This is a genomic window from Chryseobacterium takakiae, assembly GCF_900129385.1.
Classification (GTDB): Bacteria; Bacteroidota; Bacteroidia; order Flavobacteriales; family Weeksellaceae; genus Chryseobacterium; species Chryseobacterium takakiae.
In genome coordinates, this window is sequence record NZ_FQVO01000001.1 from 492,359 (window position 1) to 509,759 (window position 17,401).

Below are 17,401 nucleotides of genomic sequence, written 5' to 3' on the forward strand. Positions count from 1 at the left end.
GTGTTAGCAGCCTTTTCATTTTTTAAGATTAGATATACATGTTTACGATAGCTTCAAACAGTTCCTGTTTTCCGCTTTTTGGCTGAGGTTCCCCGATTTCATGTGCTATTCTCTGAAGATCTTCGAGTTTAAGGTTTCCTTCTTCGAATGCCTTTCCGTTTCCGTTGTCAAAAGAAGCGTAGCGGTCTGTTCTTAATTTTTTGTAGTCTGAGTTTTCAAGAATATCAGCAGCTGCCAGAAGTCCTTTTGCAAAAACATCCATTCCTGAAATATGAGAGATGAACAAGTCTTCCGGATCAATAGAATTTCTTCTGATTTTAGCATCAAAGTTTACTCCGCCTGTTCCCAGTCCGCCTGCCGGAAGAAGTACCAGCCATGCCTGAACCATTTCCAGATAATCTACCGGGAACTGATCTGTATCCCAGCCATTCTGGTAATCTCCTCTGTTGGCATCAATACTTCCTAAAAGTCCGGCATCTACCGCTACCTGAAGTTCGTGCTCAAAAGTATGGCCTGCAAGCGTTGCGTGGTTTACTTCGATATTTAATTTAAAATCTTTATCCAGTCCATAATGTCTAAGGAAGCCGATTACCGTTTCAGAATCGTAATCATACTGGTGTTTTGTTGGCTCCATTGGTTTAGGCTCAATCAGGAAAGTTCCTTTAAAGCCCTGCTGACGGGCATAATCTCTGGACATTGAAAGGAAACGGGCAAGGTGATCTTTCTCACGCTTCATGTCTGTGTTCAGAAGGCTCATATATCCTTCTCTTCCACCCCAGAATACATAATTTTCTCCACCTAAAGCAATGGTTGCATCGATAGAGTTTTTCACCTGGGTTCCCGCACAGGCTACTACGTCAAAGTTCGGGTTGGTAGAAGCTCCGTTCATGTATCTTTCGTGGGTGAAAACATTGGCGGTTCCCCATAAAAGTTTAATTCCTGTTTCTGCCTGCTTTTGTTTGGCATACTCTACCACAGTCTGAAGATTTTTCTCATACTCTTTCCAGTTATCTGCCGGATCTACCAGGTCGATATCATGAAAACAGTAGTAGCTGAAGCCCATTTTAGACATGAATTCAAAACCTGCATCCATTTTGTGCATAGCTCTCGTAACGGCATCATTCCCGATATCCCAAGGATGGTGGATAGTTGCCCCTCCGAACGGATCGCTTCCATTTGCACACAAAGTGTGCCACCACGCCATTGCAAAACGGGTCCAGTCTTTCATGGGTTTTCCCATTACTACTCTTTCTGCATCATAGTAGCGGAATGCCATTGGATTTCTGCTTTCTTTCCCTTCAAACTTAATCTTTTCGATCCCCGTAAAAAACTCTTTCGTACCAGTTAAAGTGTTCATATTTTTTTATTTATTTTAATTTTTTTTTGCGTAGAAATCCCCTGCTCACCGGCATTGAAAGGTCGGTAAGAGCTATGGAAAACTTCCGTTGTTAATTGTTTAGATTATTTCATTAAGATGATGCTTCCATCTTGTATAAGCTTCCAGATATTGTTCTTGTTTTTCGTGTTCAGGCTCTATCACTGCTATTTTTTCGAGTGATGAAAAAGCTTCTTTAGAATCTGCATAAAACCCGATTCCCATTCCCGCCGCTCTTGCCGCTCCTACAGCTCCATCGGTATCATAAAGCTCAATAACCGCATTGCTGACACTGGAAAGTGACTGACGAAATATCGAACTTAAAAACATATTGGCATTTCCTGCACGGATTACCTGAATATCCATCCCGATATTTCTCATGATATTCATTCCGTATTCGTAGGAAAAGACAATTCCTTCCTGCGCCGCACGCAGAATATCTCCTTTCGTGTGAATGTTAAAATTAATTCCGTGAATCGAGCAGTTGGTTTCTTTGTTCTCCAAGACTCTTTCGGCACCGTTTCCGAAAGGGACAATACTAAGACCTTTGGAACCTACCGGTGAAAGAGAAGCCAGCTCGTTCATATCGCCATATGAAGATAATGAGGTCGCGAAATTGTGTTTCAGCCAAGAATTCAGGATTCCTGTTCCGTTGATGCACAGTAAAACGCCCAGCCTGATCTGTTCCGGAGTATAATTAACATGGGCAAACGTATTAACTCTTGATAACTTATCATATTCCAGCTGATCCAGCACTCCATACACCACTCCTGAAGTCCCGGCAGTGGAAGCAATTTCTCCCGGATTAAAAACGTTCAGTGAAAGTGCATTGTTGGGCTGATCTCCGGCTCTGTAGGAAATCGGTGTTCCTTCCTTAAGGCCCAGTTCCTGAGCTGCGGAAGCAGAAACCGTAGCCTGAATTCCAAAAGTAGGCACAATCTCCGGGAAGAAACTTTTCGGAATTCCGTAATGATTGATCACATCTTCCGAAATACAGTTGTTTTTAAAGTCCCAGAAAATCCCTTCCGAAAGGCCTTCAATAGTCATTCCTATCTGTCCGGAAAGTCTCATGGCGATGTAATCTCCCGGAAGCATTATTTTATCAATTTTATCAAAAATTTCCGGTTCGTGTTCCTTTACCCAGGCTAATTTGGATGCCGTGAAATTTCCCGGTGAATTCAGCAAATGCGACAGGCATTTTTCTTCTCCTATTTCTTTGAAGGCTTTTTCGCCATACTGTACGGCACGGCTGTCACACCAGATAATAGAAGGTCTCAATAAATTCTGATCTTTGTCTACAAGTATAAGACCGTGCATCTGCCAGGTAATTCCGATTCCTTTGATATCTTCGGAATGAATTCCTGATTCATGCATTACGGCTTCGTGTGCCAGTTTCAGGTTAGTCCACCAATCAACAGGGTTCTGTTCTGCCCATCCCGGATTCACAGCGGTGATTTTCATTTCCTTTTTCGGGGAAAATTCTGAAGCAATCACTTTTCCGCTGGATGCCTCGATGAGACAAACTTTTACAGAAGAACTGCCGATGTCATAGCCTAGTAAGTACATAATTTTATTGAGGAGCTTTTATTTAATGAGTTTAGTATTATTTTTCTTGTAGATCTTCGCATCGAACTTATAATATCTTGCAGCACGGTGTGAAACATTTTTTTCAATTTCGTCCAGCGGCACGATATAGTTGAATGATGATATTTTTTTATGAAAATTTTTAATATCAATATATTTTTCGCTTAATGCGCTATAAAGCTGATAAAGCTGTCTGATGGTAAATCTTTTCGGCAGCAGTTCAAAAATGATCGAGAAATCTGATTCTATCCATTTTCTGATTTCCACCAGTGATTCGCTGATAATCTTATTGTGATCAAATGGCAGCTCCGGCACTTCATCAATCGGGAACCAGTCTACATTGTCGTACTTTGTACTGTTGATCTTATGATCGATCTTGCAGAGTGAAAGATAAGCTACCGTAATGATCCTGTCGATATGGTGCTTGTATTCTTTACCCATCCACGTGATATCATGTTCATTATTGGCGCGTCCCGGATCTGCAAAACATTTAAACTGCTTAAGAACCATTTTACGGATTCCTGTAAGCTCATGAAGTACTCTTTCTGCGGCATCGTCTACATCTTCGTTGCTGAAGATCAGGCTTCCGGGCAGTTTTCTTCTTCTTTCCAAGGGGATCTCGTCTACATGTCGCTGAACTAATAAAATGTTCAGGCGGTTTTCGAGATCAAATCCGAATACTACACAATCTACAGATACGTATGTATGAATAAAGTCAGGGCTCATTTAATCGTTAACATTTATGTAACATCACAAATATAAAAATTCAATTGAATAAAAAAAATAAATTTACTGCTAACACTTACATATCAACCATTTACATATCGATTTTTTATGATAACAATTGTATATAATTTATGATAAGGTTATCATTGAAACTACACTTATAACAATCTTAAAATATGAGTTTACAACACCTTGGAAAAAAAATAATAAAAAAAAGACTTTAAAATTTTGGATTAAAATACTATGATAAGAAACATTAAAAAAAGATTTATTTTTTTTATTAAAAAGTGTAAAAAAAACACTTTTAGATATAAAAATTCGTTAATTTTTTGATTTTTCCTTTACCATTTTTATATGCAAGAGGTAAAAAATATAGCAAAAAGAAAATCGGTAGAAAATTTGGAGATTAAATTTATGATAAGCAAAAATTAATAAAGAGAAATTATTTACTTAGAAGATCACTGGATTTTCTACATAACGAATATTCTGATATTATTTACTCTTTTGCTGCTATTGTTTATTAATTTTTATGTAAGATTCTCACCTATGGCACAACTTCTGATATAGCAAAGAGAATCACTTTAAATCCTAATATTATGTCGATAAAAATACAAGTTGCCATGTGTACTGACTGCAATGGTTACTACTCATCCGCCCCGTTAGAAAAGAAAGACATTTTTAATCCTGAAATCACCGATCATTATTTTTATCACGGCGAACCCTGGTTTACTTTAGACCTGAATAGTTTTGAAAAATTCAAAAAGTACGAGCGTACAGAAATTAAAATTGTTGAACTTGATGAGCATAGAAAACAGGATCATCTGCACTGTCATTGTCCTAAGAAAAAGACAGTTTCAAAAAAGAAATACGCTTACAGCGCATCCAGGAAGGAAAACACCATTCCTATGATCGAAAAGTATGAAGCCGATACGGATATTTACTTTAAGGATCTTTATTATACCTACAATAATTTTCACGGAATAAATGCCGGTAATTACAGCAATTCTAATAGAAAATTCAGATAACGAGTATCTGTATGTTTATTATAATATAAAAGCAGAGATTCAAAAGTCTCTGCTTTTATTTTATTAGTACAATATTTTGTACCGTGAGAATTATTTAGGTTTTTAAGGTACAATACTATCTGAAAGTTTTTTGTTTGAAAAAACGTTAACCATTACTTTTTCGATTCTTGCTCTGTCAGCATCCGTAAGATTTGACCCGGAAGGCAGGCACAAGCTGTTCTCGAAAAGCTTCTCTGCAAAATCTCCTCCGTAATAGGGTGCGTCTTTAAAAACAGGCTGCATATGCATCGGTTTCCAGATTGGGCGGGATTCGATTTTATCTTCCAAAAATGCCAGGCGAAGATCTTCCCGGTTTTTAGATGCTTTTGCTTCATCAATTGTGATTACCGACAGCCAGTGGTTGCTGAAAAAATCTGTGTTCGGCTCGCAAAACAGTTCTACTCCATCCATATTTCTGGTAATTTCAGCATAGAAATCGTGCATTTTTCTTCGGCCTTCTACCCTGCTGTTCAGAACCTCCATTTGCCCTCTGCCTATTCCTGCAGAAACATTACTCATTCTGTAGTTATATCCTATTTCCGAATGCTGATAATGCGGTGCCTTATCTCTCGCCTGTGTGGAAAGGAAAACGGCTCTGTCTTTGTCTTCTTTGGAATGGCATACCAGTGCTCCGCCGCCGGAAGTTGTGATAATTTTATTTCCGTTAAAAGATAAAATTCCAAAATGTCCAAAAGTACCGCAAGATCTTCCTTTATAAGTAGAACCAAGTGATTCGGCAGCATCTTCAATAAGAGGAATATCAAATTCTGCAGCTATAGCTAAAATTTCATCCATTTTTGCCGGCATTCCGTAAAGATTAACCGCAACAATGGCTTTTGGTTTTTTATTTCTGGAAATTCTGTCTACTACCGCTTCCCTTAATGCGACAGGACACATATTCCATGTATCTTTTTCTGAGTCTACGAAAACCGGAGTCGCTCCCTGATAAACAATAGGATTGGCTGATGCCGAAAACGTAAGAGACTGGCAAATCACTTCATCGCCATGGCCAACATTACATTCAATCAATGCCAAATGCAGCGCTGCTGTTCCGGAAGAAAGTGCAGCAACTTTTACCTCCTGATTCAGAAATTTTTCCAGATCAGTTTCAAAGCCATTAACATTTGGACCTAAAGGAGCGATCCAATTGGTATCAAATGCTTGGTTGACATATTTTATTTCTGTTCCACCCATGTGAGGGGAAGAGAGCCATATTTCAATGCTCATAATTATTTTTTTTTAATTTATTACTATCTAAAATTCGGGTGATTTATAGTTCTACCCTTCTTTGTTTTCTTATTTCCTCATTGAATACGATGTTTCTTTACTGTATCAGCAGCATTAATCAAACCTGGGACATAACTACAGCACATTCATTCTAATGTACTCGTATTGGATATTCATGATTTGGGTTCAGGCAGGCTAGATAATCAGATCAATTGCCTTATTAATTGCTTTTTCGTTATTTGTCTTTTCTATCGCAATAACGAATTCTCTATTTTCTCGTGTGGTTATGAAGTACAGATATCAAGCGTTTTTTTTCTAATATTTTCATTTATAATGATTCAATATAAAATGCGCTATCTTCTTCAATTTCAACAACTACCTTGCCATGACCGGTTACTCATATGAATACGTTTATTATAGTTTTTTAGTTATTTCCGTTAAAAGCCTCTGTTGTTGCCTGACCTTCTTTATTGATTCCTTCTTTTTTAAAAACTTTTTTAACAGTAAGGAGCACAATTTTACAATCCAGTGCAAATGAAACATGATCAATATACCAAACATCCAGTTCAAATTTCTTTGCCCATGAAATAGCATTTCTTCCATTGACCTGGGCCCAGCCTGTAATTCCCGGACGAACTTCGTGTCTTCTTTTCTGAGATGCATTATACAAAGGCAGATACTGTGGCAATAGGGGCCGCGGACCAATAAGGGACATATCTCCTTTAAGAACATTGATCAGCTGCGGTATCTCATCAAGAGAGGTCTGGCGTATAAAGCTTCCCATTGGAGTAAGCCTATCAGCATCCGGCAGATAATTTCCTTTGCTGTCCTTTTTATCCGTCATGGTTTTAAACTTAATGATGTTAAACATTTTTTCATTAAGTCCCGGCCTTCTCTGGAAAAAGAACGGTTTGCCGTCATTCTGAAAATACAGCACTAAAAGTACAATAAGAAAAACAGGCGACAATAAAATCAAACCCGAAAGAGCAATCAGAAAATCGATTACTCTTTTCAATAAGTTTTTATACATCTATATTATTTTCTTTAAGCAAGGTTTTATATTCCTTTAATAATTCATTCCAGATAACAGACTGCTCGTACCGAGACTGGATCATGGGCCTGGAATTTATTTTCAGCTTCTGATACAAATCTGTATCCGAAAGCATTTTTTCCATAGCTGTTTTAAGTTTATCACTGTTTTTCACCGGAATAATCATTCCGTTTTGTCCTTCAACAATGATTTCGTTGCAGCCATTGATATCGGAAACGATACTTGGCAGTCCCATGGCTCCCGCCTGCATGACAACATTAGGGAAACCCTCACGGTAGCTTGGAAAAACAAGCGCGTCTGAAACTGCCAAATAAGGCCTTACATCTTTCTGAAATCCTAAATCTAAAATATCAGGATTATTTTTTATCTCTTCCAATGTTTCCGGATACAAGGGATCAAGATGTTCTTCCAAAGGGCCTATCAATAAAAGCTTCACTGGTACTACCCGTTCTGTATTCCTACTGATCTGCGAAAAAGCCCGCACCAGTTCATTGATGCCTTTATCACCAACCAAACGCCCAACAAATACAAAAACAAAATCTGATGGAGCGATGTTGAGCTCTTTTTTTAAGAGCTGTTTTTGTGCTTCGGAAATTTTTTCCGGCAGGAAATAATTCAGATCAATACCGTTAACATTACCGTTTGCGATAACCTTTAATGGTTTTGAAGTAATTTTGTAGTTCAAAAGATCATTTTTCACCCCCTGTCCTTCCGGATAAATATTAGTGGCGGCAAAGCACAACAGGCGATCCATCTTAATAAGGACTTTCTGAACCAAGCCTTTTCTGGTAGGAAAAATAAGTCCGGTAAAAGTATGCATACGAATAGGAACTCCAGCCATTTTCCCTGCAAGCATCGTTAATAGCCCGGCTTTAGGGGTAATGGAATGAACAATAGCAGGTTTTTCCGATCTGAAAATAGAATATAATCTGAAAAGCGAAACGATATCTTTAAAAGGACTGATTCCTCTTTCCATATGTATTCCTATCGTCTTTATGCCTTCTCGCTGACTGACTTCGTCAAGCAGCTCATCTCCGGAAGATATGCCTACCACTTCGAAAAAACCATTGAGGAATTTCAGCTGCCCTTTCAGCAAAACATTTAAAGATATTGATATCGTTGATGTACGAATTATTTTCATTTAATATAATGATTTAATATCATGTATTAATCTATTCCTGCTTGCACTAACCAATCCCATGGATTGATTTAGCTGATTTTTTATGTTATCGTACTCCGAAATGGCTTTATCAAACATATTGATAAGCTGATCTGATTCTACATCCTGGATCTGTACCACATAATCGTCCAATCTGAAATCTCCCATAATTCCTTTTGCCTTATTACCTCCGTATCCTATTGCAATGGAAGGGACAAGAGAAGTGAGTGAAAAAATGATGGAATGAAAACGTGTTCCGATAAAGAAATAAAAATTGGAATAAACCGCTTTTAACAGATCGCACGAAAGATTTTCGTTAATCCAAATGATATTCGGATCCTGCACCTGAGCCAGTAAATCTCTAATCGCATTACGATCATCTTCATGAGAATTAGGTCCCAGCGACTGATTGCATAAAGCTACTTTATATCCTTTTGCCAACAAATGTCTGGTGAGATCTGCCACAGAACTGATATATTTTTTATACAGTGCTTCGGGATTTGATAATCCCGGAAAACGCCAGGGGCGAATTGTTACGCCAACAATTTTATCTTCTTTCGACAGTTTATATTTCTGAAGGATTTTTACGGCTTCTTCCTGGCTTCCTTTTTCAAGAAAAAAGCCGAGATCCATTTCTACAGGTATTTCTTTTCCCATAAGCTGGCCTAAGCTTTGTGCGGAAACATTCTCCCTTGCATATACAAGATCAAGTTTTCCAAATACGGAACGCACCTGTTTTTCAACGGTAAGTCCTATAAATGGTCCATAAGAGTTGGGTAAGAAAACCACTTTTTTACCTAACGCTTTTGCAAGTCTTACATAGAACAAAAAATACCACATAAGATAAGGTGCTGTTTTTTCACCATAGGCATGGATAAAGCCTCCACCTTTTACAAAAATTGTTTTTGCCTGATGAAACTGCTTTACTGTGCGGTACGTTTTGTCGTCGAAATTCTTTCTTACTTTTTCAAGATCATTGCAGATTTTTAGCAGATATCTGGTATCTTTAAAATCCATGGCTGCATTTTTTATCTGCTTAAAGAGTTCCATTCTGGACTCTTTAATATGTTCTCCGGATTTGTGCTGTCCTCTTCTCGGGTGCTTTAAAATATTTTCGAGCAATTTAAAACCATGTTCTTCAGATTGTCTGCATAGAAGTTCTCTCTCTTCATCATTGTCTCCGGCATCCAAGATATATACCTCATCATACAGCCCGGTATCTTTGGCAAGCCTCCAGCTTTCCCAGACCAAAGCCTGATCACCTTTATTTAAATCTGTTACTCCAGGTACTATTATAGCATTCATTCTAGTTTAATTTTCCTTGTTTAATACGATTTGTATTTTGTATTATTTTATAATTTATATAGATATTCAGCAGTATTCCGAAGGGAATTGCAGCCAGAGTATATGCCTTTGCAGGAGAATTTTTAAAAAAGTTCCACTTTCCCGCAAAAAGACAGGAAGACACATAATGTATCGCATTTTTAAGCTTTACTTTTTTATTGATGCCATATTGCATTTTCACTTTTCTGTATTCCATGAATGATTTCGGGCTGTTTTTATATCTTTTATAAAGCCCGTTTGACAATCCGTCCTGCTGGTATTCTATAATACAATATACTTCGTTGGATATCAGAAATTTATATTCCTGATCTATCAAAGTAAAGATCCAGCTCACCTCATGAAAAATCTCATCTTCAAAATATGGATAAGGAAGAAATTTTTTGTAAACTTTCGTATCGAAAATATATTTCTTATCACCTTGCATTTTATAATGATCTACCAGTTCGGAGTAAGTAGCCTCTGTAATATCGGGAAGTTTCTTTCCTGCTATTTTGCCGTCTTCGTAGGAATCAAGACCTATTATTCCCGCAGCATTGCTTTTTTTGTTGATTTTCCAGAATTTTATTATTTTCTCTACAGCGTGAGCGGGCATATAGTCATCAGAATCAATACAAGTAAAAAGCTCCGTATCAATATAGTCTAAGGCTAATATCTGGGCTGCCAGTTTACCTTTATTTGTCTGATAATGATATTCTAATTCAATGATATTCTCTGCTTTCCACTTTTCAAACAAAGCGGCGGTATTATCGGAAGAGCCGTCATCAATAACCACCCATTTAAAATCCTGACTGGTTTGGCTGCATAAAGAATCATATAGCCTGATAAGGGTTTTTTCCCTATTATACGTGGGCGTAAAAACGGTAAGTGATTTTTTCATGAATTGCCCAGTTTTTTAAAGATTTTGTGAAACGCTTCTATTTGGTTTTCTTTAGCATAATTACTTGCTATTAAATTTCTCGCATTATCTGCAATGAATTTATAAAGTTCCGGGTTGTAATAAAGCTTAGTGATGTAGTCATAATAATCGTTCACGTCATTATGATTGGCAATATATCCTGTAAAGTTATGCAGGATATAGTCGGTAACACCACCTACAGGATTTGCGATGGCAGGCATTTCAAAAGCGAGTGCTTCCATGATTACTCTTGGAAGCCCTTCTGTATCAGAAGGATGAATCAGCACATCGCTGTCCTTGAAAATGCTAAACGGATCTTTATGGTTCAGTACAATTTCAATATCATTTTCGAGTCCGAAAAGGCTGATGTCAGATTTTATTTTATTTAAAAACTTTACAGAAACCGGTGAATCATATACGGCTCCCATAAAAATCATTTTAAAATTAACCTGATTATCCTTTAGTTTTTTTGCTAAAGCAAGAGACATTTCCTGTCCTTTGGCAGGTAAAAAACCACCACAATGCAGAATAACCATAGGATCTGATTCTGTTTTTTCGCGTCGTAATTGTTTGTAGCGCGCTACTTTCGAAAGATCGATGGCATTGGGAACAACGAAAATCTTTTCCAGTGGGGCCAGTCCGCCCGTAAAAATTGCCTGTCTTGTAGACTGTGAAACTCCAATAAAATAATCGGAATTGTATTTAAACATGAGCTTTTTCAGGAAACTTATGGAATTGTATGCGAACCATCCTCTGGCAAAATAAGCAATTTTATAGCCTCTGCCTTTTCTTAAGATGGAATTGGTTTTAATATTATTAATGATAACAACATCCGGTCTGAAAGTCTTCTGAAATGCTTTGAATTCTTTCTTCAGACTCAGCCAGTCAAGTAAGAAAAGTGTTATATTTCTGAATATTTTAAGCGGATTTCTCGAATTGAAAATAGCAATAGGAGCGTCATTTTTTTTAAGAATGGTAAGGGGGATTTTATTATTCTGCACATCTTCAACAAATTCATCACAATTGCCCCAAAAATCAACAATAACAGCATTATGACCTTCATCAATTAATCTTTTTGCCAGCTCAATGGTACTTTTACGGGCACCTCCGTGAATTTGAACAGCTTCAAGGAAAATTATATTCATTTTTTAATCACTTTCTTTATAATTATTGCAATTTAATATCTATTTGATCCAGTTAATTTTAAAGCAGCATCAATATACATGAACAGAATACAGAAAGTCCTTCGGGTATATTGTAAAACTGTCTTTAAAGCTCTTATACCATTAATATACGATCCATTACAATGCACCTTCATAAACTTGCAATTAACAAAAAGCTTTACATAAAATATTAACAGATCTTTAAATTGCTCGTCATAAATATAAGAGATGCTAATCTTCACAATTCAAAGGCTGTATGATATTCTGTAATAAAAAGATGATAATCATTATTTATTACATTCTTAAGGCCGGCACAATCGACTTTATGATTTAGCATAATTGTATTTTGTACTTAATATTTTACTAAATCTAAGCAAATATACGAAAATCGCATCAACTACCTGTGGTATCTCAACAATATGTGGGACATTACAAAATCTTAATATTGTTAGGTAAATAAGCATAATTTAGTAAATGTTTACATTTTCAAAAAAGATTTTATTTTACATCACTATCCACATTCCGCTTAAAATCTGATAAAAACTGGTCAAGTGGTAATGACCATGAAGATACTTTAGCAGAAGTTCCAGCAACGTTTGATCTTTTAAAATTCATATTTTGAAAGGAAAGGCTTATATTGCTCTTTTTACCTTTATAATTTCTTATAAAAGCCTTTCCAGGAAGTGTATAATTAGAATTACTAATTGTTATTTTACCATTAAGTGGCTGTATATAGGTAAGATTATTTCTGGTAACACCCAATCCTAAAGCTATTGCCGAGTTATAATCGCGATGATTGTTAATGGTTATTGAAATGGGCTGTGTACTACCATTTAAGTTGCCGGTTGAAATAATAATTCCGTGAACTGCATTATTTTTTGTAGTAATATTATTCAATACTATATTGTTGAGCCTGTTTTTAGCGTTATTAGGTTCAATATCGATTCCGCTTTGAGGGTTATGTCCTTTTGTATTGCTTATCGTTATATTTTTGAGTGTAATATCAATTCCAGATATTACTGAAATTCCATTTCTGCGATTATCGTTTATCAGTCCTCCGTTTACCGTTATATTTTGAGGAACAGAAGTTTCCTGTCCGATATATATTCCGTCTCCCCAGCATTTTGAAATCATGGGTTTATAAAGCATGATATTACTGCTTGATTTTATTGAGACACCATTTCCCCACTCACCAACTGAAGATAGATGACTATACTTATCACCTTCTATATTAAGAAAGTAAATATTTACGTTGGAAACATTTACTAAACTAATAATTTTATAAGCTGCTTTATTACTGCTTTTTAGTACCAGTTTAGAGTTTGACTGAAATAAAATATTTTGATTTGATTTTAAGCTTATACCTTTATCAGAAACAAGAATCGGATAATTTGGAAATATTAATTTTGAATTTTGATCTAATGCATTCTGTACAAAATTTGTATAATCAGTACTTCCAGTCTTATCTATACTTTTTGGTAAGTAATTTTCTAGATATACTGCATTAGTAAAATATTTATTTTTGATATCTGTATATTCCTTACTATTAATTTCTTGACCTTTGAAAAAACTAAAACTGAGAAGTAGTAAAAATATTATTTTTAATTTATCCATTTTTTTATGACATTTCCGTTTAAAATTATAGCTATGAAATAAAATAGTAATACATAAGTAAATTTAGTTAATGGAACGAAAATATTACTTCTTGCAATATATATGCTAAATGAAAAAAATAGCATATATAAGGCAACTAATAAAAGATTATTATGTTTATAACCGAGTACATATACTTCAAGCTTCTTAGTATAATAACCAAACAAAAAAAATATTAAAATAATGCCAACAATTCCAAAATCCAAATAAACATCGGCCACCGCACTTGTTCCAACACCCCACTTTGCATTAGGTCCTAATGATAAATATGTTAAGAAAACTGAAGATGAAAAATAATTTGCATCAATTCCAACCTTCGAATTAATAAAATTGTTTAAGCCCGGTACAATTACTGAGAAGTTTTGAAACAAGAATAGGCCATAAAAATAATCATAAGAAGATGGCACCTTATTAACTGCAGTACTGATTGTGAGAACTGAGCCTCCTAATTCTTTAGTTGCCGGTAAAAAAGAGTCCGGATAGTAGATGTTTTCAACCTTTGAATTGATAGCAGCATCCAATGTTACTCCCTCACGTCTGATCATTCCTAATATTGATATCAATACAGCTCCGATAATAAGAACAGAGGTTAGTTTAGTCGCTGATATCTTTACTCCATTCAAGTATAGATATCCAAAAAGTAAAGCCAAAGACATGTAAATTATCGGCCCTCTATCTCCACTAAGTATAATAATACAAATGTATACTAAAAAAAATACAAAGTTATATCCATACTGTTTTAAATAATTTATAAAACTTGATTTTTTTCCATTATTAATGATGTTAATTAATATCAATGCCATAAAAGATGTTTCATACAATAGCATTGTATAGCCTAGAAGATATGAAACATCTCTCCCGGATCCATATGTATTTGCATCAAGAAAAGATGTATTAATTTGTGAAAGGAAGAAAAGGAAACAAAAAAAGTTTATAATTTTTATTGGTTTAATATTTATTTTATTTTTATTTTGTTCTGTAACAAAATAAAAATTTTTTGCATTAAATAAAATACTTCCGAATAAGTAGCTGTTCAAAGCTATAGAAGCACATATAAGAGTTTTAAGAATAATTCCGGATCTTATAAAAAGATAACGATTATTAGACTGCAAAAAACCCAATCCCAAATCTATAAAAGGCTGAAACGAAACAATCAAAAATCCTATTAAAAATAAAACAGAAAATTTTACCTTATTATTTTTAAGATTAAGATTTTTATCTTTTTTCAAAGAAAAACTCACTAGTGAAATTATATTTAATATAATGATCAACCACAAGAAAGTTGTATCATAGTAAGTAGGATACTTATTAAATACATATAAATATATCTGGAATATTAAAATTAAAAAGATAGCGGTTTTGCTTAACATCAATAAATTAATTAGTTAAATTTAAGTTTGGATTTTAATTGTAAAATCGTCTTCTTATCAAGTAAAAATAGTAGACCCAGTATAAAATAAATAGTTACAATTAATACAGAACCTGCTATAAAATTACTCATATAACTCAAACTAAAAAGCATTATAATCTTTCTAGCTACAAATCCGGAAATTACAGCAATAAAAATAACCGGCAGAATATCTTTTACCTGTCTTTTTAATTTATATGATGTTATCCTGTTTACATATATCATATTAATTATGCAACCTAGTAAATTTGCAATCACTATTGAAAATAAAAAAATTTTTAAATCAAAATTGATAGCGGCAAATATTATAATAATACCTACTACTTTTTTCAATACTTCAGATTGTAAAATAGCATTACCATTTCCTGTAGATTTCAAAATATTTCTACTCACTGTATCTATAATCAATCCTATAGAGCTTAAACATAATATATTAAGCATTTCAGCCGATTTGGCCCATTGCTTACCTAAAACAATAAAAACAATTTCATCTGAAAATTCAAATAATATGATAAACAGAGGAAAAGAAATTATCAGTATTAATTTCATCAATAAGGACGATTTATTTTCAAACTCTTTTTGGTCAGATATTTTACTCAATAGAGGAAATACAATACTATCACCTAAAGCCCTAAATATATTAATAGGAAAATCTACTAATTTTTTTGCCTGATAATAAAAACCCGTAATTAATAATGAATAAATTTTTGCAATAAGAGATGAAACCCCTTCGTTAAAAACAACTATAAGTAATGATGACGCAAAAATTTTACTTCCAAAACCATATAATTCATTAAATGATTTTTTATGGAATTCAATTTTAGGATTATATTTAACTACTTTGAAAATCAGTAGACAGAAAAACAAATTGTAACATAATTGCTGCGAGATCAATGCCCAAACTCCAAATCCATAATAAGCTAAACTAATAGAAATTATTATAGAAATAAATAAAGCAGCAATACTAATCATGGTCTGCTTTTTAAATTGCAACTCCCTAACTAAATGAACTTTCTGTGTAAGAGAAAAGCCACTTATTATTATGTTTAAAGCTACTATTCTTGTAAGACAGGTCAATTGTGGATTTTTATAAAAATCTGCAATAAATGGTGCCGCAAAGAAAAGAATTACATATAAAACACAACTGCACGCTAAATTAAAGGTAAATATCGTATTAAAATCCTCTTTAACTGCATTCTTTTTCTTAACTAATGCACCACCTAAGCCAGATTCTACAATCATTTGAGAAAATGATATGAAAATAGCAAGCACACCTATTAAACCAAAATCAGCAGGTGTTAATAACCTAGCTAAAACAATTGTTGATATAAAATATACTCCGCTATATCCAAACTTCTCAACAGAAACCCAAAATAAGCTTGTAAATGTTTTCGATGTTAAAATTTTCTTAAACATTACCAAGTTTTACCTTCTTAAACATAAATAATATAGTATTACAACCTGGAATCACAATCTGCCAGAATTCCTTTCACATCGTAGATTACTCCGTTTTCTTTGAGGTAATTCTTGAGGTTAAGATTCATAAATTCTTTATGGGCAACAGTAAGAATCACCGCATCAAATTTCTTTTCCGGAATTTCATTGACTACCGTCAGACCATATTCATGATCCACCTCTTCAGGATTTGCCCACGGATCGAAGGTCGTTACTTTCAATGCGTAGTCTTCAAGTCCGCAGATTACATCTACGGCTTTCGTATTACGTACGTCTGGACAGTTTTCTTTAAAGGTTATCCCAAGATTCAGAACCTCTGCACCATTGATGTTGATATTTTTCTTGATCATACATTTCACCAGCTCAGATGCTACATATTGTCCCATAGAATCATTAAGCCTTCGTCCTGCCAGGATGATTTCAGGATGATAGCCGTTTTCCTGTGCCTTCTGTGCAAGATAGTATGGATCTACTCCTATGCAGTGACCTCCAACCAATCCCGGCTTGAAAGGCAAAAAGTTCCATTTTGTTCCTGCCGCTTTCAGCACTTCATGCGTATCGATTTCGAGAAGGTTGAAAATTTTTGCCAGTTCATTCACGAACGCAATGTTGATATCTCTTTGGGAGTTTTCAATGACTTTGGCCGCTTCAGCAATCTTGATCGTAGGCGCAAGGTGGGTACCCGCTACAATGACAGACTGGTATAAACCATTTACAATTTCCCCGATTTCCGGTGTAGAACCGGAGGTTACTTTTAGAATTTTTTCTACTGTATGTTCTTTGTCTCCAGGATTGATACGCTCCGGAGAATAGCCTGCAAAGAAATCTTCATTGAATTTCATTCCAGATACCCTTTCCAGCACGGGAATACATTCTTCTTCGGTGGCACCGGGATAAACAGTAGATTCGTAAATTACAATATCACCTTTAGACAAAACCTTTCCTACGGTTTCAGAAGATTTGTAAAGCGGAGTAAGGTCCGGACGATTGTGCTTATCTACAGGTGTCGGTACAGTTACCACATAAATATTTGCATCTTTTATATCTTCAATATCAGCTGAAGCAAAGAATCCTTTTCCATTTTCATTATTAAAAGGACTCTGATCAACCAAAACCGACTGTAAAACATCAGCTTCTACTTCAAGCGTACTGTCGTTTCCGGTTCTTAATTCTTCAATTCTTTTCTGATTGATATCAAATCCCACTACAGGATATTGTGTTGCAAATAAACGGGCCAGCGGTAATCCTACATACCCCAGACCGATAACGGCAATTTTATATTGTTTTTCCACAAAAA

General features: G+C 35.0%; 14 protein-coding genes. 1 reads left to right on the plus strand and 13 read right to left on the minus strand.

The annotated features are described in order from the left end of the window. Positions 1–28: 28 nt before the first annotated feature. The 3 genes from xylA to BUA76_RS02215 all read right to left on the minus strand — a co-directional run bounded on the left by xylA (position 29) and on the right by BUA76_RS02215 (position 3,685). On the minus strand, positions 29–1,357 hold the full coding sequence (gene xylA / locus BUA76_RS02205; RefSeq protein WP_072883180.1) for a xylose isomerase: 1,329 nt from the start codon (positions 1,355–1,357) through the stop codon (positions 29–31). 99 nt (positions 1,358–1,456) lie between these two features. Next, positions 1,457–2,941, minus strand: a complete 1,485-nt coding sequence (locus BUA76_RS02210; protein WP_072883181.1) for a xylulokinase — start codon at positions 2,939–2,941, stop codon at positions 1,457–1,459. Between the two features lie 18 nt (positions 2,942–2,959). Further along, positions 2,960–3,685, minus strand: coding sequence for an NUDIX hydrolase (locus tag BUA76_RS02215; protein WP_066438240.1), 726 nt, complete (start codon positions 3,683–3,685; stop codon positions 2,960–2,962). Positions 3,686–4,281: 596 nt separating this feature from the next. Here BUA76_RS02215 and BUA76_RS02220 point away from each other — a divergent pair. Beyond that, positions 4,282–4,710, plus strand: a complete 429-nt coding sequence (locus BUA76_RS02220) for a hypothetical protein (RefSeq protein WP_143149838.1) — start codon at positions 4,282–4,284, stop codon at positions 4,708–4,710. 102 nt (positions 4,711–4,812) lie between these two features. On the opposite strand, the gene BUA76_RS02225 is transcribed toward BUA76_RS02220, so the two are convergent. From BUA76_RS02225 to BUA76_RS02270, 10 genes are all read right to left on the minus strand, one after another. After that, positions 4,813–5,976 carry a DegT/DnrJ/EryC1/StrS family aminotransferase gene (locus tag BUA76_RS02225; RefSeq protein ID WP_072883183.1) on the minus strand — a complete coding sequence of 388 codons (1,164 nt, stop codon included), beginning with the start codon at positions 5,974–5,976 and terminating at the stop codon, positions 4,813–4,815. Between the two features lie 424 nt (positions 5,977–6,400). Next, positions 6,401–7,006: a sugar transferase gene (locus BUA76_RS02230; protein WP_072883184.1), complete on the minus strand. Its 606-nt coding sequence runs from the start codon at positions 7,004–7,006 to the stop codon at positions 6,401–6,403. Then, the gene (locus tag BUA76_RS02235; protein WP_072883185.1) at positions 6,999–8,168 is read right to left on the minus strand and encodes a glycosyltransferase family 4 protein; all 1,170 of its coding nucleotides are present in this window, start codon (positions 8,166–8,168) and stop codon (positions 6,999–7,001) included. Before BUA76_RS02235 ends, BUA76_RS02230 begins: the two co-directional genes overlap by 8 nt. After that, complete coding sequence (locus BUA76_RS02240; protein ID WP_072883186.1) at positions 8,169–9,491, minus strand: polysaccharide pyruvyl transferase family protein; 1,323 nt, start codon at positions 9,489–9,491, stop codon at positions 8,169–8,171. Position 9,492: 1 nt separating this feature from the next. Continuing rightward, positions 9,493–10,407 (minus strand): glycosyltransferase family 2 protein, encoded by a 915-nt coding sequence (locus BUA76_RS02245; protein WP_072883187.1) that lies wholly within the window; start codon positions 10,405–10,407, stop codon positions 9,493–9,495. Next, a complete protein-coding gene (locus BUA76_RS02250; protein WP_072883188.1) occupies positions 10,404–11,570 on the minus strand; it encodes a glycosyltransferase family 4 protein in 1,167 nt (388 codons plus the stop codon). The genes BUA76_RS02245 and BUA76_RS02250 overlap by 4 nt, the downstream gene beginning before the upstream one ends. Positions 11,571–12,086: 516 nt before the next feature. Further along, on the minus strand, positions 12,087–13,202 hold the full coding sequence (locus tag BUA76_RS02255) for a hypothetical protein (RefSeq protein ID WP_072883189.1): 1,116 nt from the start codon (positions 13,200–13,202) through the stop codon (positions 12,087–12,089). Further along, on the minus strand, positions 13,190–14,611 hold the full coding sequence (locus BUA76_RS02260; protein WP_072883190.1) for an O-antigen polymerase: 1,422 nt from the start codon (positions 14,609–14,611) through the stop codon (positions 13,190–13,192). The genes BUA76_RS02255 and BUA76_RS02260 overlap by 13 nt, the downstream gene beginning before the upstream one ends. A gap of 11 nt (positions 14,612–14,622) precedes the next feature. After that, on the minus strand, positions 14,623–16,065 hold the full coding sequence (locus BUA76_RS02265; RefSeq protein ID WP_072883191.1) for a lipopolysaccharide biosynthesis protein: 1,443 nt from the start codon (positions 16,063–16,065) through the stop codon (positions 14,623–14,625). Between the two features lie 38 nt (positions 16,066–16,103). Then, the gene (locus tag BUA76_RS02270) at positions 16,104–17,396 is read right to left on the minus strand and encodes a nucleotide sugar dehydrogenase (RefSeq protein WP_072883192.1); all 1,293 of its coding nucleotides are present in this window, start codon (positions 17,394–17,396) and stop codon (positions 16,104–16,106) included. Between the last annotated feature and the right edge of the window lie 5 nt (positions 17,397–17,401).

Coding starts and splice junctions, on each gene's coding strand:
- BUA76_RS02255 (WP_072883189.1), bottom strand. CDS start 13,202: ATGGATAAATTAAAAATAATATTTTTACTACTTCTCAGTTTTAGTTTT.
- BUA76_RS02260 (WP_072883190.1), bottom strand. CDS start 14,611: ATGTTAAGCAAAACCGCTATCTTTTTAATTTTAATATTCCAGATATAT.
- BUA76_RS02215 (WP_066438240.1), bottom strand. CDS start 3,685: ATGAGCCCTGACTTTATTCATACATACGTATCTGTAGATTGTGTAGTA.
- BUA76_RS02230 (WP_072883184.1), bottom strand. CDS start 7,006: ATGTATAAAAACTTATTGAAAAGAGTAATCGATTTTCTGATTGCTCTT.
- BUA76_RS02220 (WP_143149838.1), top strand. CDS start 4,282: ATGTCGATAAAAATACAAGTTGCCATGTGTACTGACTGCAATGGTTAC.
- BUA76_RS02235 (WP_072883185.1), bottom strand. CDS start 8,168: ATGAAAATAATTCGTACATCAACGATATCAATATCTTTAAATGTTTTG.
- BUA76_RS02245 (WP_072883187.1), bottom strand. CDS start 10,407: ATGAAAAAATCACTTACCGTTTTTACGCCCACGTATAATAGGGAAAAA.
- BUA76_RS02225 (WP_072883183.1), bottom strand. CDS start 5,976: ATGAGCATTGAAATATGGCTCTCTTCCCCTCACATGGGTGGAACAGAA.
- BUA76_RS02210 (WP_072883181.1), bottom strand. CDS start 2,941: ATGTACTTACTAGGCTATGACATCGGCAGTTCTTCTGTAAAAGTTTGT.
- BUA76_RS02250 (WP_072883188.1), bottom strand. CDS start 11,570: ATGAATATAATTTTCCTTGAAGCTGTTCAAATTCACGGAGGTGCCCGT.
- BUA76_RS02240 (WP_072883186.1), bottom strand. CDS start 9,491: ATGAATGCTATAATAGTACCTGGAGTAACAGATTTAAATAAAGGTGAT.
- BUA76_RS02265 (WP_072883191.1), bottom strand. CDS start 16,065: ATGTTTAAGAAAATTTTAACATCGAAAACATTTACAAGCTTATTTTGG.
- xylA (WP_072883180.1), bottom strand. CDS start 1,357: ATGAACACTTTAACTGGTACGAAAGAGTTTTTTACGGGGATCGAAAAG.